Below are 24,509 nucleotides of genomic sequence, written 5' to 3'. Positions count from 1 at the left end.
AGCAGCGCTTCATCGAGATCGACCCGCAGCACCGCCTGGAGGCCGTCACCCGCGTGCTCGGCCACTACCGCCCGCAGTCCTGCGTGGCGTTCTGCTTCACCAAGCAGCAGTGCGAGGATGTGGTTGCCCACCTGACCGCCAAGGGCATCGTCGCCCAGGCCCTGCACGGCGACCTGGAGCAACGTGACCGCGACCAGGTGCTGACCATGTTCGCCAACCGCAGCAGCTCGGTGCTGGTGGCGACCGACGTGGCCGCGCGTGGCCTGGACATCGATGGCCTGGACATGGTCATCAACGTGGAACTGGCACGTGATGCGGAAATCCACGTGCACCGCGTGGGCCGTACTGGCCGTGCTGGCGAGAAAGGGATCGCGGTCAGCCTGGTGGCACCGGCCGAAGGCCACCGTGCCCAAGCCATCGAAGACCTGCAGAAAAGCCCGCTGCGCTGGGACTCGCTGGACAGCCTGAAGAACAAGGGCGGCGAACCACTGCTGCCGGTGATGACCACGCTGTGCATTGCCGCTGGCCGCAAGGACAAGCTGCGCCCTGGCGACATTCTCGGTGCGCTGACCGGTGATGCCGGGATCCCGGGCAAGCAGGTGGGCAAGATCGCCATCTTCGACTTCCAGGCGTTCGTGGCCGTGGAGCGGGCGTTGGCCAAACAGGCCATGCAGCGGCTGAACAGCGGCAAGATCAAGGGTCGCGCCCTGAAAGTCCGCATTATCTAAAGCCAGGCAAGGTCCCTGTGGGAGCGGGTTTACCCGCGAATGCGATGGTGCGTGCACCGCCCTATTCGCGGGTAAACCCGCTCCCACAGGTTCGGCGTAGCCATTACGAATCCAGATAGGTTTATACCGTGCACTCCACCGACGTGATCATCCTCGGCGCCGGCGCCGCCGGCCTGATGTGCGCCCAGCTCAGCGCCCGCCGTGGCCGCCGGGTACTGCTGCTCGACCACGCCAACAAGCCAGGCAAGAAGATCCTCATGTCCGGCGGCGGGCGCTGCAACTTCACCAACATGTACACCGAGCCAGCCAACTTCCTGTCGCAGAATGCGCACTTCTGCAAGTCGGCCCTGGCCCGCTACACCCAGTGGGACTTCATCGAGCTGGTGTGCAAACACGGCGTACCGTACCACGAGAAGAAACTTGGCCAGCTGTTCTGCGACAACAAGGCCAGCGACATCCTCGACATGCTGCTGGCCGAATGCGATGAGGCCGGCGCCGAGATCCGCATGCATACCAGCATCGAACAGATCGAAAAGACCGAAGACGGCTACCTGCTGCAGACCAGCGGCGGCCAGTTCGCCTGCCAGTCGCTGGTGATCGCCACTGGCGGGCTGTCGATTCCGACCCTGGGCGCCACAGGCTTCGGCTACCAAGTGGCGCGCCAGTTTGGCCACGCGCTGCTGCCGACCCGCGCCGGCCTGGTGCCGTTCACCATCACCGAGCCCCAACTCAAGGCACTGTGCACCGAGTTGTCCGGCACCTCGCTGGATTGCACCGCCAGCTGCAATGGCACCAGCTTCCGCGAGAACCTGCTGTTCACCCACCGCGGCCTGAGCGGCCCGGCAATCCTGCAGATCTCGTCGTTCTGGGAAGCCGGCGACACGGTCGAGATCAACCTGCTGCCCGACCGCGATGCGCTGACCTGGCTGCAACAGATGCAGGCCGAACGCGCCAACGCCGAACTGAAGACCGTGCTGGGCGAAGTGTTCACTCGCAAGCTGGCCAACCTGCTGGCCGAGCAGTGGTTCGAGTCCAAGCCGATGAAGCAGTACACCCCTGCGGAGCTGGCGCAAATTGCCGAAAAGCTGGCGAACTGGCAAGTGGTGCCGGCCGGCACCGAAGGCTATCGCACCGCCGAAGTGACCTTGGGCGGCGTCGATACCCGCGAAGTGTCGTCCAAGACCATGGAGTCGCTGAAAAGCCCTGGGCTGTACTTCATCGGCGAAGTGCTGGACGTCACCGGCCACCTGGGCGGTTTCAACTTCCAGTGGGCCTGGGCATCGGCCAACGCCGCAGCGCAGTTCGTGTAGAGTAGAATCCATTCAGCAGCACGGAACGCTTCTTGCTGGCCCGTGCTGCACTGCATTCTTCGCTCACTGCCTAGCAGGCCATCATGTCATCGAGCTCGTTCCGTCAGTCACTGCGTCGCCTGTGGGGCCAAGACAAGTTCAGCTACAGCATCCGGGTCACCATCGCCCTCACCGGCAGCCTGGCCCTGTGCTGGTACCAGAACGAGATGGCCCTGCTGATTCCGCTATTCCTCGGCATCATCGCCAGCGCCCTGGCCGAAACCGACGACAGCTGGCAAGGCCGCCTTAGCGCCTTGGCCGTTACCCTGGTGTGTTTCGCCATCGCTGCGCTGGCGGTCGAACTACTGTTCCCCTACCCCTGGGTCTTTGCCGTCGCCCTGGCCCTCGCGGCGTTTGGCCTGACCATGCTCGGCGCCTTGGGCGAGCGCTATGGTGCGATTGCCTCGGCGACACTGATCACGGCGGTTTACACCATGATCGGTGTGGACCAGCGCGGCGGCCAAGTGACGGACTTCTGGCACGAGCCGCTGCTGCTGGTGGCGGGTGCGGCCTGGTACGGGCTGCTTTCAGTACTTTGGCAGGCGCTGTTTTCCAACCAGCCGGTGCAGCAGAGCCTGGCCAAGCTGTTCTACGAACTGGGCAGCTACCTCAAGCTGAAGGCCAGCCTGTTCGAACCGATCCGCACCCTCGACGTCGAGGCCCGGCGCCTGGAGCTGGCCCAACAGAACGGCAAGGTGGTGGCCGCGCTGAACGCAGCCAAGGAAATCATCCTGCACCGGGTGGGCAACAGCCAACCGAACTCGAAGGTCAGCCGTTACCTCAAGCTGTACTTCCTGGCCCAGGACATTCACGAACGGGTCAGTGCCTCGCACTACCCCTACAACGCCTTGACCGAGGCGTTTTTCCACAGTGATGTGATGTTCCGCTGCCAGCGCCTGCTGCGTAAGCAGGGTTCATCCTGCCAGGAGCTGGCCCGCTCGATCCGCCTGCGCCAGCCATTCGTGCTGGCCAGCGGTTATCCCGAAGCCCTCGAGGACCTCAACGCTTCGCTTGAGCACCTGCGTATCCAGAGCAACCCGGCCTGGCGCGGCCTGTTGCGCTCGCTGCGGGCGTTGGCCGCCAACCTGGCAACGCTGGACCGCCAGCTCAGTGCCGCCAGCAACCCGGACAGCCTGGCCGACGCCAGCGACAGCAGCCTGCTCGACCGCTCGCCACGCTCGCTGAAGGACGTGTGGACGCGCCTGCGCACCCAGCTCACACCGACCTCGCTGCTGTTCCGCCACGCCTTGCGCCTGCCGCTGGCGCTGTCGATCGGCTACGGCATGGTGCACCTGATTCACCCGACCCAGGGCTACTGGATCATCCTCACCACGCTGTTCGTGTGCCAGCCCAACTACGGCGCAACCCGGCGCAAGCTGGTGCAGCGCATCTTCGGCACCGCTGTCGGCCTGACGGTGGGCTGGGCCTTGTTCGACCTGTTCCCCAACCCGGTCATCCAGTCGCTGTTCGCCGTGGTCGCCGGGGTGGTGTTCTTCGTCAACCGCACCACCCGCTACACCTTGGCCACGGCCGCGATCACCCTGATGGTGCTGTTCTGCTTCAACCAGATCGGCGATGGCTACGGCCTGTTCCTGCCACGCCTGTTCGATACCCTGGTGGGCAGCCTGATCGCCATCCTTGCGGTGTTCCTGTTCTTGCCTGACTGGCAAGGGCGACGGCTGAACAAGGCGCTGGCCAATACCCTGGCCTGCGCCAGCGTGTACCTGCGCCAGATCATGCAGCAGTATGCCCATGGCAAGCGTGACGACCTGGCTTACCGCCTGGCCCGGCGCAATGCTCACAACGCCGACGCGGCACTGTCCACCACCTTGGCCAACATGCTGATGGAGCCGGGACATTTCCGTAAGGAGGCCGACGTTGGCTTCCGCTTCCTGGTACTGTCGCACACCTTGCTCAGCTACCTCTCGGGGCTGGGCGCGCACCGCGACACGGCGTTGCCGGCGCAGGTGCAGGAGCAGTTGATCGAAGGTGCCGGGCAAAGCCTGGCCAGCAGCCTGGACGAGATCGCCAACGGTTTGGCGGCGCGGCTGCCGATCGCGATTCACAGTGATGCCGAAGAAGCACTGGCCAATGCCCTGGAGCAAATGCCGGAAGAACTGGATGAGCATCAGCGGCTGGTGCAGACGCAGTTGGCATTGATCTGCCGGCAGTTGGGGCCATTGAGGACCTTGGCGGCGCACCTGATCAAGGAAGGTGCGCCGGCCTGATTTTGCTCGATAAGCCGGTGCGGGCCTCAGAAGTCAAAAGCCATGTTGGCGCAGCAGCCGGGCATAGCTGCCATCGGCCTTCATCGCCGCAATCGCCTGCTCGAAACGCTCGACGATTCGCTGATGCTCCGGGTGCTTCAGGCTGACCAGGATGTGCAGGGTGTTTTCCCCCAACGGCGGCTCCACCAGCATCACCCCATCACGCACGTCCTGCGGCTCGCGCTGCAGGTTGTAACGCGCCACGTACTCGTCCTCCACCGCCAGGTTCACCCGCCCTGCCGCCAGCATGCGCACCGCGGAAGAGAAGTTGCGCACCGGCACCTTGTGCAGGCGAGTATCGCCGTCGAATTCTGGTGAGTAGGCGTAATCACGCACCACGGCGATGCTGTAGGGGTACAAGTCAGACTGGTGCTTGTAGTGGAACGCTTCGCCCTTGCGCTGCAGCAGGCGAATGCGGTTACTCAGATAGGCTTTGGAAAATTGCCCGATGTTGGCGCGTGAGTCGTTGTACCAGGCATTGATCAGCACGTCGTAGCGCCCTTCACCAACCCCCAGCAACGCCCGCGCCCACGGCACTTCTTCATAGCCGCTGGCGTAGCCGGCACGGGCCAATGCCGTGGTGACGATGCTGGTCGCCAGGCCGCCACCCGCCATGTTGGCATCGGTGAACGGTGGCCAGTTGTCGGCCACCAGGCGTAGCCTGTCGTGACCCGAGGCGGGTGTTGCCAGCATCATTGCCAGTAATCCCAGAACACAAAGCAGTGGCCGCATGCTCACGTCCTTTCGCAATGGGGGGCGCACACTGCCGATGAGATTACACAAAGCCGTTGCCGAGGGCAGCGGCCAATAGTGTCATTTAGCCTCTATTTTGGCCGAAGCACAGATGACGTGCGATGATCGACAGCCCATTCAAGGAGTTCGCCAATGTCCATCGACTGGCTCTGCAAGCACCACACCGACCTCGGCAAGGACCAGCTCTATGCCATTTTGCAATTGCGCACCGAAGTGTTCGTGGTCGAGCAGCGTTGCGCGTACCAGGAAGTCGATGGCCAGGACCTGAGCGGCGATACCTTGCACCTGATGGCCTGGCAGGAAGACAAGCTGGTGGCCTACCTGCGGCTGCTCGACCCGCAGTCACAGGGCGGGGACGTGGTGATCGGACGCGTGGTTACCGCACCCGAGGCACGTGGGCAAAAGCTGGGGCACCCGTTGCTGCTCAAAGGCCTGGAAGCGGCTGAACATTGCTGGCCGGGAGTACCGGTATACCTGTCAGCGCAGGCTCATTTGCAGGGGTTTTATGCACGCCATGGGTTTGCGGTGGTGGGCGAGGAATACCTGGAAGACGACATTCCGCATATCGGGATGCGCAAGGGTTGAGCCAACCGTGTGGGAGCGGCCCTTTCGCGACACAAGGCCGCGCCCACAGGGCACTGCGGCCACCCGCTTGATCAGGGGTAACCCAGCACTTCGCGGATCTGCCGCAGGTGTCGGATGATCCACTGCTTGTCGATCGCCCCCCACTCATGGATGCGGTAATGCCCGGCGTGGTTGCGTGCGCCTTCCAGCTGCTCGAACTCGCAGACGATGTCCAGGTCGGCCAGGGCGGCGATGGTGTCCTGGGCTGTGCGCCGGGGCATGCCGGTGGCCTCCATCAGGGCGGGCACGCTGGTCGCGGTCTGGCTGTCGATCAGCCAGGCCACGTATAGGCGCCGGTAGAAGCTGCTCTTGGTCTTGCTCACTTCCATGCTGCATGTTCCTTAGAGGTTGCCCGGCAGCTCCCGGTAGGTCAGGTAGACGCGCAGGTCGAATTCCAGTTGGTGATAGTCCGGCTCCATGTGCTGGCAGAGCTGGTAGAACGCCTTGTTGTGATCGCGCTCGCGCAGGTGCGCCAGCTCGTGCACCACGATCATGCGCAAGAACTGTGGCGCGGCCTCCTTGAACAAGGAAGCAATGCGGATTTCCTTCTTCGCCTTGAGCTTGCCGCCCTGCACCCGGGACACTGCCGTGTTCAGGCCCAGGGCACGGTGGGTCAGGTCGAGGCGGCTGTCGAACAGCACCTTGTCCAGGCCCGGCGCGCTGCGCAGGTACTGCTGGCGCAGATCCTGGGCATAGCCGTACAGCGCCTTGTCGCTTTGCACGTCATGGCGGTCGGGATAGCGGCGCTGCAGGTACTCACCCAGGCGGTCACTGTCGATCATCTGCCGCACCTGCTGCTGCAGGTGCGGCGGGTAGGCTTGCAAGTAACGTAATACGGTCATGGCGCTGTAGTCGGCGTAACGAATGCCGATTCTAGCCAATCATGGCCCTGGCCAGGAGAAAATCGCCGGGAAGCCGCTGGCGTCCGCGGCAGTCATCGGATAAGCCACCAGGAAACCCTGAACGTATTCACAACCATTGGCTTTGAGCCAGGCCGCCTGTGCCGGGGTTTCCACACCCTCGGCGATCACCGTGATGCTGTAGTCGGCACACAGCCCGATAACGCTGCGCACCAGGGCGGCATCCACTGCCGAGTCGGGCAAGCGCGCTACCAGGTGACGGTCGAGTTTCAAGGTGTCGATCGGCAAGTCACGCAGCATGCGCAGCGAACAGTCGCCCGCACCAAAGTCATCCAGGGCCACCCGCACGCCAAGCTCGCGCAAGCGGTGTATCTGTTTGACGGCCGCATCGATGTTGTACATCAGCGAGGTTTCCGCCACCTCCACCTCCAGCTGCGCCGGGACAAGCTGGTAAAGCTGGATGACCCGCTGCAGCTCTTCGACCAGGCCTGGCATCACGAACTGCGCGCGGCTCAAGCTGATGCCAAGCACAAGGTCTGCCGGAAAGCGTTCGTACCAGGCCTGCCGCTGGGCCGCGCCCTGGCGGTAGATCCAGCTGGCCAGGCGGTTGATCAACCGCGCCTCCTCCAGCAACGGGATGAACAGCCCCGGCGGCACATCGCCAACACTGGGGTGCTGCCAGCGCAGCAAGGCTTCGAACCCTCGCAGACGGCCATCGTTGAAGGAGACCTGCGGCTGGTACACCAAGGTGAAGTCTTGCTGCTCGATGGCCGTGCGCACACCGTCCTCAAGCATCAACCGCGAGCGCGCCCTTCCATTGAGTTCCTGATCGTAGAAGCGATATTGCTGGCGGCCGGCCCGCTTGGCCGCGTACATCGCGGCATCGGCTGCGCGTAGCAGGCCTTCTACATTGGCGCCGCAGTCCGGGTAGGTGGCGATGCCGATGCTCACCCCAAGGCATACGTCGAGCCCGTCTACCTCATGGCTGATGGAAACACGCTCGAGCAGCCGTTCGGCATAACGCCCGGCCTGCTCCGGGTAAGGCAAGCTGTCGAACAGTGCGGTGAACTCATCCCCGCCCATGCGCGCCAGCAAAGCCTCACTGCCCAGGCAGTCCTTGAGCTGCTCGGCCACCCAGCGCAGCACCCGGTCGCCCGCATCATGGCCAAGCGAGTCGTTGATACGCTTGAAGCCGTCCAGGTCCATGTACATCAACGCCTGCGCCTTGTCCGAGCGCTCGTTGCGCAACAGCGCACCTTCGGCGGCCTGATAGAAACCGCGACGGTTGAGCAGACCGGTGAGCGGGTCGGTAATGGCCTGGTACTCCAGTTGCTGGTGCAGGTTGCGCACCACCGACATGTCCAGCACGGTCACCACCATGGCCTGCTGGTCGACGGGCAACGGTGCGCAGGACAGCGCCACCGGCACCAGTTCGCCCCCCTGTGTGCGTAGTTGGGCATCGTGTACACGGAAAATCTGGCGCCCCAGATAGGCCTGGTAGAAGTCCGATTCGCGCCACAGGCTGGCACTGGCCAGTTGCATCAGGTCGAGCAGGTGGGCGCCCTGCAGCTGCTGCACCGGGGACGACAGCAAGCGCGAGATGGCCGGGTTGGCAAAACTGATGGTGCCTTCGGCATCTACCACCAGGATGCCTTCGGCGGCATTTTCCAGGATCGACGCGTTGAAGGCCCTGGCCGCTTCCAGCTCACGGCTCAGCCGCTGCAGCATGCGACGGTTGCGCTGCTGGTCGAGCAGCGCCTGAACCTTGGGTTTGAGAATCTGCGGGTCGAACGGTTTGAACATGTAGTCCACGGCGCCGCTGGCGTAGCCTTTGAGCACGGCCGCTTCGGACTGTTCGTTGGCGGTGAGGAAAATGATCGGGGTCAGCCGGGTGCGTTGGCTGCCGCGCATCAGCCGGGCAACCTCAAAACCGTCCATTTCCGGCATCTGTACATCCAGCAGCACCAGGTCGACTTCGTGTTCAAGCAACGCACTCAAGGCTTCCATCCCCGAGCTTGCCGTCAACACTTGCCAATCCTGCCGGGCCAGCAAGGCCCGCATGCTGATCAGGTTCTCGGGGTAGTCGTCTACTACCAGAAGAACCGAGCTGCCATCCAGTGGCTGTGGTTGAGGGTGAGCGCCATCCATGCTGCTTCTCTGTTATGTGACCGACTTCAAAATACGGTTGGATCCATCAATACTCTAGACCCGAGGCTGTAACGCGCAATGCAATCAGAACGCTATCAGTGGCTCAACTGTACGGTAGCCGACTAACGGTCGGTCTGCCGAAATTATGCGCAGGCTTTCTTTGCCCATAAAAAAACCCGCATCGCTGCGGGTTTTTCAGGGCTGCCTGTCGATCAGTTGACCTTGGCGGCCAGCTCACCTTTCAGGTAACGCTGATACATGCCTTCCAGGGAGATCGGCTTGATCTTCGAGGCATTGCCAGCGGTGCCGAAGGCTTCGTAACGGGCGATGCACACGTCACGCATGGCCTTGACGGTTTCACCGAAGAACTTGCGCGGGTCAAACTCGCTCGGGTTGGTCGCCATCAGGCGGCGCATGGCACCGGTAGAGGCCAGACGCAGGTCGGTATCGATGTTGACCTTGCGCACGCCGTACTTGATGCCTTCGACGATCTCTTCGACCGGTACACCGTAGGTTTCCTTGATGTCGCCGCCGTACTGGTTGATGATCGCCAGCCACTCTTGCGGTACCGAGGACGAACCGTGCATCACCAGGTGGGTGTTGGGGATGCGCTTGTGAATTTCCTTGATGCGGTCGATGGCCAGCACGTCACCGGTAGGTGGCTTGGTGAACTTGTAGGCACCGTGACTGGTACCGATGGCAATCGCCAGGGCGTCGACCTGGGTCTTCTTGACGAAGTCGGCGGCCTCTTCCGGGTCGGTCAGCATCTGGCTGTGGTCCAGCACGCCTTCGGCGCCGATACCGTCTTCTTCACCGGCCATGCCGGTTTCCAGCGAACCCAGGCAGCCCAGCTCGCCTTCTACCGAAACGCCGCAGGCGTGCGCCATGGCAACGGTCTGCTGGGTAACGCGGACGTTGTACTCGTAGTCGGTCGGGGTCTTGCCGTCTTCACCCAGCGAGCCGTCCATCATCACCGAGCTGAAGCCCAGCTGGATCGAACGTTGGCAGACGTCAGGGCTGGTGCCGTGGTCCTGGTGCATGCACACCGGGATATGCGGGAACTCTTCGATGGCAGCCAGGATCAGGTGGCGCAGGAACGGGGCGCCGGCGTATTTGCGGGCACCGGCCGAAGCCTGGACGATCACGGGGGAATCGGTCTTGTCGGCCGCTTCCATGATGGCGCGCATCTGCTCGAGGTTGTTGACGTTGAAAGCTGGTACGCCGTAACCGAACTCGGCGGCGTGGTCCAGCATCTGGCGCATGCTAATGAGTGCCATTGTGTATCTCTCTCCCGACAAGCGTCGTTTGTTTCGTGCAAGCCTGCCGCAGGGGCGGTTGCTGTTCAAGTAGTGTGGGCCACCCTCGCGGCCCGGCCAGTCACGGTGCCTTGCAGCCCCGCCCAATCAGATCGTTGGTTGCCACCCAGTACACCAGGCCTTCTTCGCCCTTGGTGTGGAAGGCCAGCATGCCATCGCTGTACAGCGCACCCGAAGCACCCGGCTCGGACTTGAGCCGGTAGACCTGGTCACCGCCGCCAAGGCGCACGTCGACCTGGTCGCGTTGTGCATCGGCGAAGCGCCACAGCACTTCGGCCTGGGTGTCGCAGACCCAACGGGTCCAGTTGTCTGCCGGGGCGGGTTGCGCCGGCTGCAGCAGTGAGCATCCTGCCAGTGTCGCCAGGGCCGTCACGGCCAAAAGCGCTTTCATTGCATATCCTCTAGCTGACCACACAGCGGCCGCTTGGTTGCCTGAGCCGACGAAACGCCGGGTTCAAGGGCAGCCTGGCGCCTTGCGCTGGTGGTCTTCGTCGTACTTTTCCAGGCCTTCCGGGCCCACGCGCTTGCTGATGACCGGCACGGTTTCGGCCTGCCACTCGGACTGGTAGCACCCGCCCTTGGGCGGGTGCGCCGGGTCGCCATCGGAGGCCGGGCTACCCGAGCAGGCGCTCAGCAGGCCAGCCAGCATCATCACAGGCAACTGCTTGACCATCAGGCCACTCCCTTTGCCAAGCGCCGACGTCATCAGGCCTTGGCCCGCTCTTCCAGGATTGCCACCGCTGGCAGAACCTTGCCTTCGACGAATTCGAGGAAGGCACCACCCCCGGTAGAAATGTAGGAGATTTCCTTGCTGACGCCATATTTGTCGATGGCTGCCAGGGTGTCACCGCCACCGGCGATGGAGAACGCGGCGCTGTCGGCAATGGCTTTGGCCAGCACCTTGGTGCCGTTGCCGAACTGGTCGAACTCGAACACGCCGACCGGGCCGTTCCACAGGATGGTCTTCGACGACTTCAGCAGTTCGGCGAAGTTGGCTGCGGTTTGCGGGCCGATGTCCAGGATCATGTCGTCGGCGGCAACGTCGGCGATGGCCTTGACGGTGGCTTCGGCGGTTTCAGCGAATTCCTTGGCGACCACCACGTCGACTGGCAGCGGTACGCTGACCTTGGCAGCGATGGCTTTTGCAGTATCGACCAGGTCCGGCTCGTACAGCGACTTGCCCACCGGGTGCCCAGCAGCGGCCAGGAAGGTGTTGGCAATACCGCCGCCGACGATCAGCTGGTCACAGACGCTGCTCAGGCTGTTCAGCACGTCCAGCTTGGTGGAAACCTTGGAGCCGGCAACGATGGCCGCCATCGGTTTGGCCGGGGCCTTCAGGGCCTTGCCCAGGGCATCCAGCTCGGCCGCCAGCAGCGGGCCAGCAGCAGCGACTTTGGCGAACTTGGCTACGCCATGGGTCGAACCTTCGGCGCGGTGCGCGGTGCCGAAAGCGTCCATGACGAACACATCGCACAGGGCGGCGTATTTCTGCGCCAGCTCGTCGGCGTTCTTTTTCTCGCCCTTGTTGAAGCGCACGTTCTCGAACAGCACCAGCTCACCGGCCTGTACCGAGACACCGTCCAGGTAGTCGGCAACCAGCGGCACATCACGGCCCAGGGCCTTGCTCAGGTAGTCGGCAACCGGCTTGAGGCTGTTCTCGGCAGAGAATTCGCCTTCAGTCGGGCGGCCCAGGTGCGAGCAGACCATTACCGCCGCGCCCTTCTCCAGGGCCAGCTTGATGGTCGGCAGCGCTGCCAGGATACGCGCGTCGCTGGCTACCACACCGTCCTTCACAGGCACGTTGAGGTCTTCGCGGATCAGTACGCGCTTACCTTGCAGGTCGAGGTCGGTCATCTTCAACACGGTCATGAATGCAGTCCTTCAGGGCTGTTTGTTGCGGGTTGGGTGGACGACGTGCAGAAAGTGTTCTGCAACGTCGAGCATACGGTTGGCAAAACCCCATTCGTTGTCGAACCAGGCCAGCAGGTTCACCAGGCGAGGGCCGGAAACACGAGTCTGGCTGGCATCGACGATCGCCGAATGCGGGTCATGGTTGAAATCACAGCTGGCGTGCGGCAGCTCGGTGTAGGCCAGCAGGCCTTTCAGCGGGCCTTCCAGCGCGGCCTCGCGCAGCACCCGGTTGACCTCGGCCGCGCTGGTGTCGCGGGCGGTCTGCAGGGTGATGTCCAGGCACGAGACGTTGACGGTCGGTACCCGTACCGCTTTGGCCTGGATTCGCCCGGCAAGTTCCGGGAGCAGGCGTTCGATGCCACGCGCCAGACCAGTGGACACCGGGATCACCGACTGGAAGGCCGAGCGCGTGCGGCGCAGGTCTTCGTGGTGGTAGGCGTCGATCACCGGCTGGTCGTTCATGGCCGAGTGGATGGTGGTGATCTGCACATATTCGATGCCGAACGCCTGGTCCAGCACCCGCAGCAGTGGCACGCCGCAGTTGGTGGTGCACGAGGCGTTGGACACCAGGCGCTCGCTGCCGGTCAGGCAGGCCTGGTTGATGCCATAGACCACCGTGGCGTCAACGTCGGCCTCGCTGGCCATCGGCTGCGAGAACAGCACCCGGGGCGCACCGGCATCGAGGAAGCGCTGGCCATCGGCACGGGTGTTGTAGGCACCGGAGCACTCCAGCACCAGGTCGATGCCCAGCGCGGCCCAGTCGATGCCTTCGGGGGTGGCACTGCGCATCACCTTCACGCAGTCGCCATTGATATGCAGACAGTCGCCGTCGACCTTCACCTCGCCGGGGAAACGCCCGTGGGTGGAGTCGAAGCGGGTCAGGTATTCCAAGCTGGCCTGGTCGGCCAGGTCGTTCAGCGCGACGATCTCGAAACCGGCCTTTGCCCCCCGCTCGAACAGCGCGCGCAGGACACAGCGGCCGATGCGGCCATAACCGTTGAGTGCAACTTTGTAGGGACGCAGGTGGGGCATTCGTTGGCTCGCTAACGCATGATGGCTTTTGGGGCCGCGTTGCGGCCCATCGCGACACAAGGCCGCTCCTACAGGTACCGCGGCAACATCGGGGTTGCGCGGTACCTGTAGGAGCGGCCTTGCGTCGCGATGGAGGGCGAAGCCCTCCCCTTGCACGACCTGGAGGGCGTCACTGCCCTCCATTGTTACATCAGTCTTCCAGCAGCTCTTCGGCAGTACCCAGGATGTTCTCCAGGGTGAAACCAAACTCTTCGAACAGTGCCGAAGCTGGCGCCGACTCACCGTAGGTGGTCATGCCAATGATACGACCTTCCAGGCCGACGTACTTGTACCAGAAGTCGGCGTGGGCGGCTTCGATGGCGATGCGCGCACCCACTTCAAGCGGCAGCACGGACTGCTTGTAGGCTGCGTCCTGGGCGTCGAACACGCTGGTGCTCGGCATCGACACGACCCGCACCTTGCGGCCTTGCTCGGTCAGCTTGTCGAAGGCCTGAACGGCCAGGCCCACTTCGGAACCGGTAGCGATCAGGATCAGCTCAGGCTCGCCAGCGCAGTCCTTGAGCACGTAACCGCCACGGGCGATGTCGGCGATCTGTGCATCGCTGCGTACCTGGTGCTGCAGGTTCTGGCGCGAGAAGATCAGCGCCGAAGGGCCGTCCTTGCGCTCCAGGGCGTGCTTCCAGGACACGGCGGATTCCACCGCGTCGGCCGGGCGCCAGGTGTCCAGGTTCGGCGTGCTGCGCAGGCTGGCCAGCTGCTCGATCGGCTGGTGAGTCGGGCCGTCTTCGCCCAGACCAATGGAGTCATGGGTGTAGACGTGGATCACACGCTGCTTCATCAGTGCAGACATGCGCACGGCGTTGCGGGCGTATTCCATGAACATCAAGAAGGTCGCGCCGTAAGGCACCAGGCCACCGTGCAGGGCAACGCCGTTCATGATGGCGGTCATGCCGAACTCGCGCACGCCGTAGTACATGTAGTTGCCATTGGCATCTTCATGGCTGACGCCCTTGCAACCTTTCCACAGGGTCAGGTTGGAACCGGCCAGGTCGGCCGAGCCGCCCAGCAATTCCGGCAGCAGCGGGCCGAAGGCGTTCAGGGTGTTCTGGCTGGCCTTGCGGCTGGCAATGGTCTCGCCCTTGGCCGCGACTTCAGCAATATAGGCAGCGGCTTTTTCCGCGAAGTCGGCCGGCAGCTCACCGCTCAGGCGGCGCTTGAGCTCGCTGGCCAGTTCTGGGAAGGCGGCGGCGTAGGCGTCGAAACGCGTGTTCCATTCGGCTTCGGCCTTGGCACCGGCTTGCTTGGCATCCCACTCGGCGTAGATGTCGGCAGGGACTTCGAACGGACCGTGGTTCCAGTTCAGTTCCTTGCGGGCCAGGGCGATTTCGTCGTTGCCCAGCGGAGCGCCGTGGCAGTCTTCCTTGCCCTGCTTGTTCGGCGAGCCGAAACCGATGATGGTCTTGCAGCAGATCAGGGTCGGACGATCGCTCTTGCGGGCGGTCTCGATGGCGGTACGGATCTCGTCGGCGTCATGGCCATTGACGTTGCGGATCACCAGCCAGTTGTAGGACTCGAAACGCTTCGGCGTGTCGTCGGTGAACCAGCCTTCCACTTCACCGTCGATGGAGATGCCGTTGTCGTCATAGAAGGCAACCAGCTTGTTCAGGCCCAGGGTGCCGGCCAGCGAGGCGACTTCGTGGGAGATGCCTTCCATCATGCAACCGTCGCCCAGGAACACATAGGTGTTGTGGTCGACGATGTTGTGGCCTTCACGGTTGAACTGGGCGCCCAGTACTTTCTCGGCCAGGGCAAAGCCCACGGCGTTGGCCAGGCCTTGGCCCAGCGGGCCGGTGGTGGTTTCCACACCCGGGGTGTAGCCGAATTCCGGGTGGCCCGGAGTACGGCTGTGCAGCTGGCGGAACGACTTGAGGTCATCGATGGTGACGTCGTAGCCGGTCAGGTGCAGCAGCGAGTAGATCAGCATCGAGCCATGGCCGTTGGACAGCACGAAGCGGTCACGGTCGGCGAAGTTCGGGTTGCTCGGGTTGTGCTTCAGATAGTCGCGCCAAAGTACTTCGGCGATATCCGCCATGCCCATAGGGGCACCTGGGTGGCCGCTGTTGGCCTTTTGCACGGCATCCATGCTGAGGGCACGAATGGCGTTGGCACGTTCACGACGGCTGGGCATCGCTGATCTCCTGGGGGGCTTGAATAGGTGGTGTCACGAAAAAGGCGGCCATTTTCGCCCACTGGGGGGCTTGGGGCAATGACGTATGGTCGCAGTCGGGGGATTTTCCTGTGATTGGCATTCAATTCGGGGCAAAACCGGGTTAGCCGCCCCGCTCATCACTCAATATCAAAACTTTTTGATATTGGCCTTGCTAGGGCATCGATGCCTGTCTAGACTGCCGCCCCATGAACCTGCGCGCGCAATCGACACCCGAGCAACGCGAAGCATTGGCCGCCCTGTGCAAAGCCAGTGGCGATGCGTTGCGCCTGAACGTATTGCGCGCCCTGGCCAACGATTCGTTCGGCGTGCTGGAACTGGCGCAGATTTTCGACATCGGCCAGTCGGGCATGAGTCACCATCTGAAGGTGCTGGCCCAGGCCGAGCTGGTGGCAACCCGGCGCGAAGGCAACGCCATCTTCTACCGCCGCGCCCTGCCTGACGGCCTGCGTCTGGGCGGTCGGCTGCATGTGGCGCTGCTCGAAGAAGTCGACGACCTGGCCCTGCCGCCCGATGTGCAGGCACGCATCGCCCAAGTGCAGCAACGCCGCGCGGCCACCAGCCAGGACTTCTTCCTGCGCGTGGAAGAGAAGTTCCGCGCCCAGCAAGACCTGATCGCCGGCCTGCCGCAGTACCGCGAAAGCCTGCTGGCGCTGCTCGACAAGCTGCATTTCGACCCGGCTGCCAGCGCGCTTGAGGTCGGCCCCGGTGACGGTGGCTTCCTGCCTGACCTGGCACGGCGCTTCGCCCAGGTCACCGCCCTGGACAACAGCCCGACCATGCTCGAACTGGCGCGCCAGGTGTGCCAGCGCGAAGGGCTCGAAAACGTGAACCTGCAGTTGGCCGATGCACTGGGTGCAACGGATGTGGCCGCCGACTGCGTTGTGCTGAACATGGTGCTGCACCATTTCAGCGACCCGGCCCTGGCCTTGCGCCAGCTGGCCAAACGGGTGAAGGCAGGCGGCAGCCTGCTGGTAACCGAACTGTGCAGCCATGACCAGGGGTGGGCGCGCGAAGCCTGCGGCGACCTGTGGCTTGGCTTTGAGCAGGACGACCTGGCGCGCTGGGCCAACGCTGCCGGGCTGGCCCATGGGGACAGCCTGTACGTGGGCTTGCGTAACGGTTTCCAGATCCAGGTCCGCCATTTCCAGCGGACGGCTGACGACATACACCATCGGTAAATTTCAGGAACCTTCGAGATGAGCGAATACTCCCTTTTCACCTCCGAGTCCGTGTCCGAAGGGCATCCGGACAAGATCGCCGACCAGATTTCGGACGCTGTCCTCGATGCCATCATCGCCCAGGACAAGTACGCCCGCGTAGCCTGCGAAACGCTGGTCAAGACCGGTGTCGCCATCATCGCCGGCGAAGTCACCACTTCGGCCTGGGTCGACCTGGAAGACCTGGTGCGCAAAGTCATCATCGACATCGGCTACAACAGCTCCGACGTCGGTTTCGACGGTGCCACCTGCGCCGTGATGAACATCATCGGCAAGCAGTCGGTAGACATCGCCCAGGGCGTGGACCGCTCCAAGCCAGAAGACCAGGGCGCCGGTGACCAGGGCCTGATGTTCGGCTACGCCAGCAACGAAACCGAAGTGCTGATGCCGGCGCCGATCTGCTTCTCGCACCGTCTGGTCGAGCGCCAGGCCGAAGCGCGCAAGTCCGGCCTGCTGCCATGGCTGCGTCCGGATGCCAAGTCGCAGGTCACCTGCCGCTACGAAAATGGCAAGGTAGTCGGCATCGACGCCGTGGTGCTGTCGACCCAGCATAACCCGGAAGTGTCGCAGAAAGACCTGCAAGAAGCCGTGATGGAGCTGATCGTCAAGCACACCCTGCCGGCCGAACTGCTGCACAAAGGCACCCAGTACCATATCAACCCGACCGGCAACTTCATCATCGGTGGCCCGGTGGGTGACTGCGGCCTGACCGGCCGCAAGATCATCGTCGACTCCTACGGCGGCATGGCCCGCCACGGGGGTGGCGCGTTCTCCGGCAAGGACCCGTCCAAGGTCGACCGCTCCGCCGCCTACGCCGGCCGCTACGTGGCCAAGAACATCGTTGCCGCCGGCCTGGCCGAGCGCTGCGAGATCCAGGTGTCGTACGCCATTGGCGTGGCCCAGCCGACCTCCATCTCGATCAACACCTTCGGCACCGGCAAGGTTTCCGACGACAAGATCATCCAGCTGGTGCGCGAGTGCTTCGACCTGCGTCCATACGCCATCACCACCATGCTCGACCTGCTGCACCCGATGTATCAGGAAACCGCTGCCTACGGTCACTTCGGCCGTACCCCGCAGCAGAAGACTGTCGGCGACGACACCTTCACCACCTTCACCTGGGAGCGCACCGACCGCGCCCAGTCGCTGCGTGACGCTGCCGGCCTGTAAGTTTCCTACAGCACCAGGCGAAAGCCCCTGCCGAGCAATCGGCAGGGGCTTTTTTGTGACATATCGGCTGACAATGGTGTTTCAGCAAGCGCCAGAGAACCTGCCTAGTCTGGGGGTTCCTACCTGCCATGCAAGGATGCTGGCCATGCCGTACCTGCTGTTGTTCGCCATGCTGTTTGCGCTAAATACCCCACTGGCCTGGGCCGCCTCATGCCCCGACTGGACCCCGCAAAAGGCCGAGGCTGAAGCCGCGCAACTACAGGCCACCCTTACCGGCTGGGACGAGCACTACCATCGCCAGGGTATCGCGCTGGTGGCTGATGAGCTTTACGACCAGAGCCGCCAGCGCCTGGTGCACCTGCAGCAGTGCTTTGGCCTCGCGCCCAGCCCGTCACCCTTGACCAGCGCTCGCGGTCCACTCCCTCACCCCGTGCCGCATACCGGTGTCGACAAGCTGGCGGACCGCCAGGCCGTGGCACGCTGGATGGCCGGGAAAACCGGGGTATGGGTACAGCCCAAGGTCGACGGTGTCGCAGCTTCCCTCATTTATCGACAAGGCCAATTGGTACAGCTGATCAGCCGGGGGGACGGGCTGCAGGGGCATGACTGGAGCAGGCACATTCCCCAGCTCGATGCAGTCACCCGACAGTTGCCTCAGGCGATTGACCTGCACTTGCAGGGTGAGCTGTACCTGCGCCTGAACGAACACGTACAGGCCAAGGCAGGCAGTGCCAACGCTCGCGGTACCGTGGCCGGGCTGCTCGCACGCAAACAACTGACTCGCGAGCAAGGGAACACGATCGGCCTGTTCGTGTGGGGCTGGCCGCATGGCCCCGAGCGACAGGCCGATCGCCTCGCGCAGCTGGCACAACTGGGCTTCCCGGATAGCCATCATTACAGTATCGCCGTCGACACGCTGGAGGATGCAGCGCGCTGGCGTGAGCACTGGTACCGTTCACCCCTGCCCTTTGCCAGCGACGGCGTGATCCTGCGCCTGGGCAGCCGGCCGCCTGCCGAGCGCTGGCAGGCCAAGGCGCCGTACTGGATCGCCGCCTGGAAATACCCCTATGTACAAGCGTTGGCCGAAGTACGCGACGTGCGCTTTCGGGTTGGCCGCACTGGCAGGATCACGCCCATTGCGCATGTGCAGCCGGTAACCCTCGATGACCGGCGCATCACCCAGGTCAGCCTCGGCTCGCTGGCGCGTTGGCAAGCCCTGGATATTCGCCCCGGTGACCAGGTCGCTATCAGCCTCGCCGGGCTGACCATCCCTCGCCTTGAGCACGTCGTGCACCGCGCGGTCGAACGCCAACCACTGGGCGCGCCTGCACCCGGTCGGCATCATGCCCTCAGTTGCTGGCAGCCCAGCGAGGGCTGCGAGGAACAATTCATTGCCCGGCTCACCTGGCTCAGCGGCAAACAGGGCTTGGCCCTCCCACGTACCGGGCCCGGCACATGGCGTCGGCTAGTCGATGCTGGCCTGGTAACTTCGATGACCGATTGGCTGCAGCTCGATACCGAACGCTTACAGCAGGTGCCCGGCATCAGCAGCCTTACAGCGGCCCAACTGCTGGGCAGTTTCGACCAAGCCCGCTCACGCCCCTTCGATCAGTGGCTGCGCGGCCTTGGCGCGCCCATTGGCAAGCATTTGCAACTGACAGGCGGCTGGCAAGAAATGGCTTCGCGCAGCGCGGGTCAATGGCAAACAGTGCCCGACATCGGCGTAAAACGCTCGCGTCAGCTTGTGGGTTTCTTCGCGGCCGCGGAGGTGCAAGCCATTGCCACACGGTTGGCGGAATCCGGCATTGAAGGGTTTTCGCCCCCCCCCGAGCGCATCGAGCAATGATTTTTTACCAAAAAGCCTGCAGGAAAACCCGGGATTCAACCGGAAAACCTCACCAAGGGTTTCTAAATGGGCAAAACCAAGGCAGGATTTCCAGCAACTTTTGCTGCCCCGCCCCGTTCAGGAGGCTTTTCATGAAACGCATTTCGACTCTTTTCCTGCTCGCATCGCTGGGTTTGGCTGCAGGCGCCGTGCAAGCGGCCCAGCCGGACCCTGGCCTGACCGGTTGCGCCGCCAAACGCAGCGCCATCGAGAACCAGCTGAAAATTGCCCGTGACCACGGTAACAGCGACCAAGTCGCGGGGCTGGAAGAAGCGCTGCGCGGCGTAGACAACTGCACGGATGCCAGCCTGCGCAAAGAGCGTGAGCAGAAGGTGCTCGATGCACGTCACGAAGTGGCGCAGCGGGAAAAGGACCTGAAGAAAGCCGAGAAGAAAGGCGACGCGGAGAAGATCAACAAGCGCAAGGACAAGCTGGCCGAATCGCGTAAAGAGCTGCAGGAAGCGGTCGACGACCTCGACCGCTGAGGCATCCGACGGATAAGCGCGGCCGCCCTACAGGAATTCAAGACAGTTCCACAGAGGGCAGCGCAGGCCATCAATGATTACGAAACTCGGTATGGCACGCCTTGCAAGCCGCTTCGACCTTGTCCATCGGCACTTTCAACTGCGCAGCATCCAGCGGCTGGCTGCGGGTTACCTCGACCAGTTCGCCGGTAACACCCTCCAGCTGACGGGCCAGGTCATGAAAGCGCGCCTGACGCACCCATACTTCGGCACGGGCGGCGCTGTCACCCCCATCGCGTACCTGTGGAAAGTGCTGCCAGGGCTGGTGCGCAAGACCGTCCAGCTTCAACGCACCGTCGGCAAATTTCACCCCGTCGAACGGCAACCGGCCACGCAACATGCCGCCCAGGTCTTCGCTGGTCTTGAGCATGTCCTTGAAAATTACCTTGCGCTTGCCCAGCGGCGAGTTGGGGTCGACCCTATCGCACCCACTCAGGGCACCGCCCAGGGCCAGTGCGGCCAGAACAACAACGGTCAATCGCTTCAACATCACACTCACTTCGGCCTACGCAAATGGGCGGTCAGTATCGCTGCCCAAGGGCCAAAGACCAATAGCCACATAAAAAACAGGGGCGAATCTTCATGTTCGCCCATGACAGGAATGCACACATGAAATCTGCCCTGCGCCATCTGGCCTGGACACTGCCAGTGCTGGCTTTGCTGGCCGGTTGCAACGGCGGCGAAAACGCCAAGCCCGAGCCCCATGCCATCGCCACCTACGCCCCGGCCAACTGGAAAGACCTGCCCGCGGTCAGCGATGAAGACTTGCTGGCCGGTTTCTACGCCTGGCGCAGCGGCTGCGAAAAGCTCAAGCGTGACGCGGTGTGGGCCGCCACCTGCGAAGCCGCCGGCAACGCCACAGCCAGCGCCGCCCAGGTGCGTACCTTCCTTGAGCAGAACTTGCAGGTTTACGGCCTGCGCTCCGCCGAGAACAATGCCAACGGTCTGATTACCGGTTACTACGAGCCGGTCTACCCCGGCAGCCTGAGGCAATCGGCGAGCAACCATGTGGCGGTCTACGGCATCCCGGATGACATGATTGTGGTGGACCTGGCCAGCGTGTACCCCGAGCTCAAGGGTAAACGCCTGCGCGGTCGGCTCGATGGCCGGGTGCTCAAACCGTACGACACAGCCGAAGTGATCAACCGCAATGGCGTCAAGGCGCCTGTGCTGGCCTGGCTGACTGATCCAATGGACCTGCAGTTCCTGCAGATCCAGGGCTCCGGCCGGGTTCAACTGGAAGACGGCCGCCAACTGCGCCTGGGCTACGCCGACCAGAACGGCCACCCTTACCGGCCGATCGGCCGCTGGCTGGTGGAACAGGGCCAGCTGAAGAAAGAGGAAGTAAGCATGGGTGCCATTCATGCCTGGGCCCAGGCCAACCCGCAGCGCGTACCGGAACTGCTGGCCAGCAACCCCAGCTACGTGTTCTTCAGCACCCGGCCGGACAGCAATGAAGGCCCGCGCGGTTCGCTGAACGTGCCGCTCACCGCCGGCTACAGCGTGGCCATCGATCGCAAGGTGATTCCGCTGGGGAGCCTGTTATGGCTGTCTACCACACGCCCGGACGGTTCACCCGTGGTACGACCGGTAGGCGCACAGGACACCGGCGGGGCGATTACGGGTGAAGTGCGTGCAGACCTGTTCTGGGGCACCGGGCCGGAAGCCGGCGAGTTGGCCGGGAACATGAAGCAGCAAGGGCAGATCTGGATGTTGTGGCCCAAGGGCCAACCACTGCCAGAAGTACCTAAAGTACTTTGATCGGCGTTGGTTTCTTCGCGGGCGTTGCCCGCGAAGCAGGCAACGCGGCTTCAGATGGAAACCACGAAGAACGATACGATAATTGCCAATCCGGCAAACCACACCAGCGAGCGCAAGGCCGCCCAGTCGGCCAGGTAGCAGATGATGTATAGCAGGCGGCTGGTGATATACATCACCCCCAACACATCCTGGGTCACCTGCTCGGCATTGCCGACGATATCCGCCACCAGCACCGCCGCTGCAAATGCCGGAAACGCCTCATAGCCGTTCTGCTGCGCAGCATGGGCGCGCCGTGGCAGGCCCGACAAGGTATCGAGGAAGGCACGCGGATCGTGATTGTCCTTTAGGCCGAACCGGCCACTGCTCACCTTGGCGATCAAGGCACAAAGCGGGTTCAACAGCAGCGCGATCAGGATGCACCACAAGGCAACGGTCATGCTCAAGACTCCTTGTTCGAAAATGGGTTAGAGCTTCATCACCAGCGTGCCTGCCAGGACCAGCCCGCAAGCTAGGAGTCTCGGCCCGCCAAAAGGTTCTTTGAGGTAGCGCATACCCAGCAGCACCACCAGAATCACGCTCAGTTCCCGTAACGCTGCCGCCTCGGCCACCGACCCCAGGTGCATGGCCCACAACACCAGGGCATAACTGAACAATACGCAAAACCCAACCGCCAAACCCAAACGCCATTGCGTTCGCCAAAACAGGACGAACGGTGCTCGCCGCGCCACGCTGGCCAGCAACGGGAACTGCCAGGCGCTGAGCAGGGTCAGCCACACCAGGTAATCCCACGGTTTGCCCCATAGGCGCACGGCTTGGCCGTCGAACCAGGTGTAGCAGCCGATGCACAGGCCAATCAAGGCGACTACCGGCAGCATCGACCAGGGCAGCCGGTCACCGCCGCCGCCCTGCCACAACAGGCACGCCATGCCGCAGGGGATCAGCAGGATACCGATGATCTGCTGCTGGCTCAGCGATTCCCCGGCAAAGGCCAGGGTCAGCCCCAGCACCACCAGCGGCGACAGCCCGCGCATCAGAGGATAGACCAGCCCCAGGTCACCCACGCGGTAGGCCTGGATCAGCAAATAGCGGTACAGCTGCTCGGCCAACGCGGAGGCGATCAGCCAGGGCCAGATTTCGGCAGGTGGCACATCGACGAAAGGCACGGCCAGCAACGCGAACGCAAGCGCCACCGTGTCCATGCTGGCGATGACCAGCAAGCGCTCACCGCTGAATTTGATCAGGGTATTCCAGGTCGCATGCAGCAGGGCGGCGACCAGCACCAGGGATGTTGCCAACACGCCTTCTTATCCTTGTGCGGTGTTCAAGGGTTGAATATATGGCATTCCAGAGGGCCACTGCATGGGAACGATTACAGAGATTCCGGTCAAACCCTGTGTCCCGAACCCCGCGCCAGGTCATCAAAGAGCTGCCCGAGCCATTCGGGTTACGACTTGGAAGCCACTGTTACAGGATTCGGGATGCTTGAATTAGTTGCCGCGTTTATCTGCCTCACCACCCTCCTTACCTACGTCAATTACCGCTTCATCGGCCTGCCACCCGCCATCGGCGTGATGGTCACGGCACTGCTGTTCTCCCTGATGCTGCAGGGCCTTAGCCTGATCGGCTTCCCTGGCCTGGAAGAACGTGTCGAAGGCTTGATGAACCAAATCGATTTCAACGACCTGCTGATGCACTGGATGTTGGCCTTCCTGCTGTTTGCCGGTGCATTGCACGTCAACCTCAGCGACCTGCGCAGCTACCGCTGGCCCATTGGCCTGCTGGCCACCTTGGGCGTGCTGATCGCTACCGTGGTCATTGGCTACCTGTCGCACTGGGTATTCGCCCTGTTCGGCTGGCAGGTACCGCTGATCTACTGCCTGCTGTTCGGTGCGCTGATCTCGCCCACCGACCCGATTGCCGTACTGGGCGCGCTGCGTACCGCCAATGCGTCCAAACCGCTGAAAACCACCATCGTTGGCGAATCGCTGTTCAACGACGGCACGGCGGTCGTGGTGTTCACCGTGTTGCTGGGCATCATCCAGCTGGGTGAAACGCCAAGCATGACCGACACGGCGATCCTGTTCGCCCGCGAGGCCATTGGCGGCGTGGTATTCGGCGGCCTGATCGGCTATGCCACGTACCGCATGATCAAGAGCATCGAGCAGTACCAGGTGGAGGTCATGCTGACCCTGGCACTGGTTATCGGTGGCTCGGCGATGTGCTACGAGCTGCACGTGTCGGCACCGATCGCCATGGTGGTGGCCGGCCTGATCATCGGTAACCTGGGGCGAAACCTGGCGATGAATGACATGACGCGCCGCTACATGGACGGTTTCTGGGAGCTGATCGATGACATGCTCAATGCCTTGCTGTTCGCCTTGATCGGCCTGGAGCTGTTGCTGCTGCCGTTCAACTGGATGCACCTGGCGGCCGGCGGCGTGCTGGCGCTGGCGGTGCTGCTGTCGCGGTTGCTGACCGTAGCCCCGGCGATCGTGCTGCTGCGCCGCTGGCGCCCTGTGCCCAAGGGCACGGTACGGGTGCTGACTTGGGGCGGCCTGCGCGGCGGGGTGTCGGTGGCCCTGGCACTGTCGCTGCCGTTGGGCGAGGAGCGTGACCTGCTGCTGTCGATCACCTACATCGTGGTGTTGTCGTCGATTCTGGTGCAGGGTTTGAGCATCGGGCGGGTGGTGCGCAAGGTCAGCGCCCAGCCGTGAGGTTTTTGGGGCCGCTTTGC

The 24,509-nt window shown here is 63.2% G+C and carries 23 protein-coding genes; 10 read left to right on the top strand and 13 right to left on the bottom strand.

All coding sequences use genetic code 11. The features are described from left to right. From APH35_RS21710 to yccS, 3 genes are all read left to right on the top strand, one after another. Positions 1-728: DbpA RNA binding domain-containing protein (locus tag APH35_RS21710; RefSeq protein WP_177335384.1), on the top strand; the 728-nt coding region annotated here is incomplete at its 5' end. Positions 729-856: 128 nt separating this feature from the next. Beyond that, a complete protein-coding gene (locus APH35_RS21705; protein WP_060515466.1) occupies positions 857-2,038 on the top strand; it encodes an NAD(P)/FAD-dependent oxidoreductase in 1,182 nt (393 codons plus the stop codon). A gap of 83 nt (positions 2,039-2,121) precedes the next feature. Further along, positions 2,122-4,305, top strand: coding sequence for a YccS family putative transporter (yccS, locus tag APH35_RS21700; RefSeq protein ID WP_060515465.1), 2,184 nt, complete (start codon positions 2,122-2,124; stop codon positions 4,303-4,305). A gap of 33 nt (positions 4,306-4,338) precedes the next feature. On the opposite strand, the gene APH35_RS21695 is transcribed toward yccS, so the two are convergent. Beyond that, a complete protein-coding gene (locus tag APH35_RS21695) occupies positions 4,339-5,076 on the bottom strand; it encodes a substrate-binding periplasmic protein (RefSeq protein WP_060494362.1) in 738 nt (245 codons plus the stop codon). Between the two features lie 153 nt (positions 5,077-5,229). Here APH35_RS21695 and APH35_RS21690 point away from each other — a divergent pair, with 153 nt between their 5' ends. Continuing rightward, positions 5,230-5,682 carry a GNAT family N-acetyltransferase gene (locus APH35_RS21690; protein WP_012274516.1) on the top strand — a complete coding sequence of 151 codons (453 nt, stop codon included), beginning with the start codon at positions 5,230-5,232 and terminating at the stop codon, positions 5,680-5,682. Positions 5,683-5,753: 71 nt separating this feature from the next. On the opposite strand, the gene APH35_RS21685 is transcribed toward APH35_RS21690, so the two are convergent. The 9 genes from APH35_RS21685 to tkt form a co-directional block, all read right to left on the bottom strand. Next, positions 5,754-6,050 (bottom strand): winged helix-turn-helix domain-containing protein, encoded by a 297-nt coding sequence (locus APH35_RS21685; RefSeq protein WP_012274517.1) that lies wholly within the window; start codon positions 6,048-6,050, stop codon positions 5,754-5,756. Between the two features lie 12 nt (positions 6,051-6,062). Further along, complete coding sequence (locus tag APH35_RS21680) at positions 6,063-6,563, bottom strand: M48 metallopeptidase family protein (RefSeq protein ID WP_041166610.1); 501 nt, start codon at positions 6,561-6,563, stop codon at positions 6,063-6,065. A gap of 39 nt (positions 6,564-6,602) precedes the next feature. Next, positions 6,603-8,729 (bottom strand): putative bifunctional diguanylate cyclase/phosphodiesterase, encoded by a 2,127-nt coding sequence (locus tag APH35_RS21675; RefSeq protein ID WP_060515464.1) that lies wholly within the window; start codon positions 8,727-8,729, stop codon positions 6,603-6,605. Positions 8,730-8,941: 212 nt separating this feature from the next. Continuing rightward, positions 8,942-10,006: a class II fructose-bisphosphate aldolase gene (gene fba / locus APH35_RS21670; RefSeq protein ID WP_012274520.1), complete on the bottom strand. Its 1,065-nt coding sequence runs from the start codon at positions 10,004-10,006 to the stop codon at positions 8,942-8,944. Between the two features lie 100 nt (positions 10,007-10,106). Continuing rightward, positions 10,107-10,436 carry an MliC family protein gene (locus APH35_RS21665; RefSeq protein ID WP_012274521.1) on the bottom strand — a complete coding sequence of 110 codons (330 nt, stop codon included), beginning with the start codon at positions 10,434-10,436 and terminating at the stop codon, positions 10,107-10,109. Positions 10,437-10,499: 63 nt separating this feature from the next. Beyond that, positions 10,500-10,751, bottom strand: coding sequence for a hypothetical protein (locus tag APH35_RS21660; protein ID WP_016489511.1), 252 nt, complete (start codon positions 10,749-10,751; stop codon positions 10,500-10,502). Continuing rightward, entirely contained in the window at positions 10,751-11,914 is a 1,164-nt protein-coding gene (locus APH35_RS21655) for a phosphoglycerate kinase (protein WP_012274523.1), read from the bottom strand. Before APH35_RS21655 ends, APH35_RS21660 begins: the two co-directional genes overlap by 1 nt. A 12-nt stretch (positions 11,915-11,926) precedes the next feature. Beyond that, on the bottom strand, positions 11,927-12,988 hold the full coding sequence (gene epd / locus APH35_RS21650) for an erythrose-4-phosphate dehydrogenase (RefSeq protein ID WP_012274524.1): 1,062 nt from the start codon (positions 12,986-12,988) through the stop codon (positions 11,927-11,929). A gap of 190 nt (positions 12,989-13,178) precedes the next feature. Further along, on the bottom strand, positions 13,179-15,176 hold the full coding sequence (gene tkt / locus APH35_RS21645) for a transketolase (protein ID WP_060515463.1): 1,998 nt from the start codon (positions 15,174-15,176) through the stop codon (positions 13,179-13,181). A gap of 227 nt (positions 15,177-15,403) precedes the next feature. Here tkt and APH35_RS21640 point away from each other — a divergent pair, with 227 nt between their 5' ends. The 4 genes from APH35_RS21640 (at position 15,404) to APH35_RS21625 (ending at position 19,975) form a co-directional block, all read left to right on the top strand. Further along, positions 15,404-16,396, top strand: coding sequence for an ArsR/SmtB family transcription factor (locus APH35_RS21640; RefSeq protein WP_012274526.1), 993 nt, complete (start codon positions 15,404-15,406; stop codon positions 16,394-16,396). An 18-nt stretch (positions 16,397-16,414) separates the two neighbouring features. After that, positions 16,415-17,605 (top strand): methionine adenosyltransferase, encoded by a 1,191-nt coding sequence (gene metK / locus APH35_RS21635; RefSeq protein ID WP_003249375.1) that lies wholly within the window; start codon positions 16,415-16,417, stop codon positions 17,603-17,605. Between the two features lie 145 nt (positions 17,606-17,750). Further along, positions 17,751-19,451 carry an NAD-dependent DNA ligase LigB gene (gene ligB, locus APH35_RS21630; protein ID WP_060515462.1) on the top strand — a complete coding sequence of 567 codons (1,701 nt, stop codon included), beginning with the start codon at positions 17,751-17,753 and terminating at the stop codon, positions 19,449-19,451. Positions 19,452-19,582: 131 nt separating this feature from the next. Next, a complete protein-coding gene (locus APH35_RS21625) occupies positions 19,583-19,975 on the top strand; it encodes a DUF1090 domain-containing protein (RefSeq protein WP_012274528.1) in 393 nt (130 codons plus the stop codon). 70 nt (positions 19,976-20,045) lie between these two features. Here the strand turns inward: APH35_RS21625 and APH35_RS21620 are convergent, their stop codons facing one another. Continuing rightward, positions 20,046-20,504, bottom strand: a complete 459-nt coding sequence (locus APH35_RS21620; protein WP_012274529.1) for a c-type cytochrome — start codon at positions 20,502-20,504, stop codon at positions 20,046-20,048. A 119-nt stretch (positions 20,505-20,623) separates the two neighbouring features. On the opposite strand from APH35_RS21620, the gene mltA reads away from it, so the two are divergent. After that, on the top strand, positions 20,624-21,775 hold the full coding sequence (gene mltA, locus APH35_RS21615; protein WP_012274530.1) for a murein transglycosylase A: 1,152 nt from the start codon (positions 20,624-20,626) through the stop codon (positions 21,773-21,775). A 50-nt stretch (positions 21,776-21,825) separates the two neighbouring features. Here mltA and APH35_RS21610 read toward each other — a convergent pair whose 3' ends face one another. Both APH35_RS21610 and APH35_RS21605 read right to left on the bottom strand, forming a co-directional pair. Next, positions 21,826-22,212 carry an MAPEG family protein gene (locus APH35_RS21610; RefSeq protein WP_012274531.1) on the bottom strand — a complete coding sequence of 129 codons (387 nt, stop codon included), beginning with the start codon at positions 22,210-22,212 and terminating at the stop codon, positions 21,826-21,828. 27 nt (positions 22,213-22,239) lie between these two features. After that, a complete protein-coding gene (locus APH35_RS21605) occupies positions 22,240-23,073 on the bottom strand; it encodes an EamA family transporter (protein ID WP_012274532.1) in 834 nt (277 codons plus the stop codon). Positions 23,074-23,253: 180 nt separating this feature from the next. On the opposite strand from APH35_RS21605, the gene APH35_RS21600 reads away from it, so the two are divergent. After that, entirely contained in the window at positions 23,254-24,489 is a 1,236-nt protein-coding gene (locus APH35_RS21600) for a cation:proton antiporter (RefSeq protein ID WP_060515461.1), read from the top strand. Positions 24,490-24,509 lie beyond the last annotated feature (20 nt).

Source organism: Pseudomonas sp. NBRC 111132 (assembly GCF_001320565.1).
Taxonomy (GTDB): Bacteria; Pseudomonadota; Gammaproteobacteria; order Pseudomonadales; family Pseudomonadaceae; genus Aquipseudomonas; species Aquipseudomonas putida_P.
This window is presented reverse-complemented; position numbering and strand designations above follow the sequence as displayed.

Excerpts from the sequence above, each read along its gene's own strand:
- yccS (WP_060515465.1), top strand. The coding sequence starts at position 2,122 with ATGTCATCGAGCTCGTTCCGTCAGTCACTGCGTCGCCTGTGGGGCCAA.
- APH35_RS21695 (WP_060494362.1), bottom strand. The coding sequence starts at position 5,076 with ATGCGGCCACTGCTTTGTGTTCTGGGATTACTGGCAATGATGCTGGCA.
- APH35_RS21690 (WP_012274516.1), top strand. The coding sequence starts at position 5,230 with ATGTCCATCGACTGGCTCTGCAAGCACCACACCGACCTCGGCAAGGAC.
- APH35_RS21685 (WP_012274517.1), bottom strand. The coding sequence starts at position 6,050 with ATGGAAGTGAGCAAGACCAAGAGCAGCTTCTACCGGCGCCTATACGTG.
- APH35_RS21680 (WP_041166610.1), bottom strand. The coding sequence starts at position 6,563 with ATGACCGTATTACGTTACTTGCAAGCCTACCCGCCGCACCTGCAGCAG.
- APH35_RS21675 (WP_060515464.1), bottom strand. The coding sequence starts at position 8,729 with ATGGATGGCGCTCACCCTCAACCACAGCCACTGGATGGCAGCTCGGTT.
- fba (WP_012274520.1), bottom strand. The coding sequence starts at position 10,006 with ATGGCACTCATTAGCATGCGCCAGATGCTGGACCACGCCGCCGAGTTC.
- APH35_RS21665 (WP_012274521.1), bottom strand. The coding sequence starts at position 10,436 with ATGAAAGCGCTTTTGGCCGTGACGGCCCTGGCGACACTGGCAGGATGC.
- APH35_RS21660 (WP_016489511.1), bottom strand. The coding sequence starts at position 10,751 with ATGACGTCGGCGCTTGGCAAAGGGAGTGGCCTGATGGTCAAGCAGTTG.
- APH35_RS21655 (WP_012274523.1), bottom strand. The coding sequence starts at position 11,914 with ATGACCGTGTTGAAGATGACCGACCTCGACCTGCAAGGTAAGCGCGTA.
- epd (WP_012274524.1), bottom strand. The coding sequence starts at position 12,988 with ATGCCCCACCTGCGTCCCTACAAAGTTGCACTCAACGGTTATGGCCGC.
- tkt (WP_060515463.1), bottom strand. The coding sequence starts at position 15,176 with ATGCCCAGCCGTCGTGAACGTGCCAACGCCATTCGTGCCCTCAGCATG.
- APH35_RS21640 (WP_012274526.1), top strand. The coding sequence starts at position 15,404 with ATGAACCTGCGCGCGCAATCGACACCCGAGCAACGCGAAGCATTGGCC.
- metK (WP_003249375.1), top strand. The coding sequence starts at position 16,415 with ATGAGCGAATACTCCCTTTTCACCTCCGAGTCCGTGTCCGAAGGGCAT.
- ligB (WP_060515462.1), top strand. The coding sequence starts at position 17,751 with ATGCCGTACCTGCTGTTGTTCGCCATGCTGTTTGCGCTAAATACCCCA.
- APH35_RS21625 (WP_012274528.1), top strand. The coding sequence starts at position 19,583 with ATGAAACGCATTTCGACTCTTTTCCTGCTCGCATCGCTGGGTTTGGCT.
- APH35_RS21620 (WP_012274529.1), bottom strand. The coding sequence starts at position 20,504 with ATGTTGAAGCGATTGACCGTTGTTGTTCTGGCCGCACTGGCCCTGGGC.
- mltA (WP_012274530.1), top strand. The coding sequence starts at position 20,624 with ATGAAATCTGCCCTGCGCCATCTGGCCTGGACACTGCCAGTGCTGGCT.
- APH35_RS21610 (WP_012274531.1), bottom strand. The coding sequence starts at position 22,212 with ATGACCGTTGCCTTGTGGTGCATCCTGATCGCGCTGCTGTTGAACCCG.
- APH35_RS21600 (WP_060515461.1), top strand. The coding sequence starts at position 23,254 with ATGCTTGAATTAGTTGCCGCGTTTATCTGCCTCACCACCCTCCTTACC.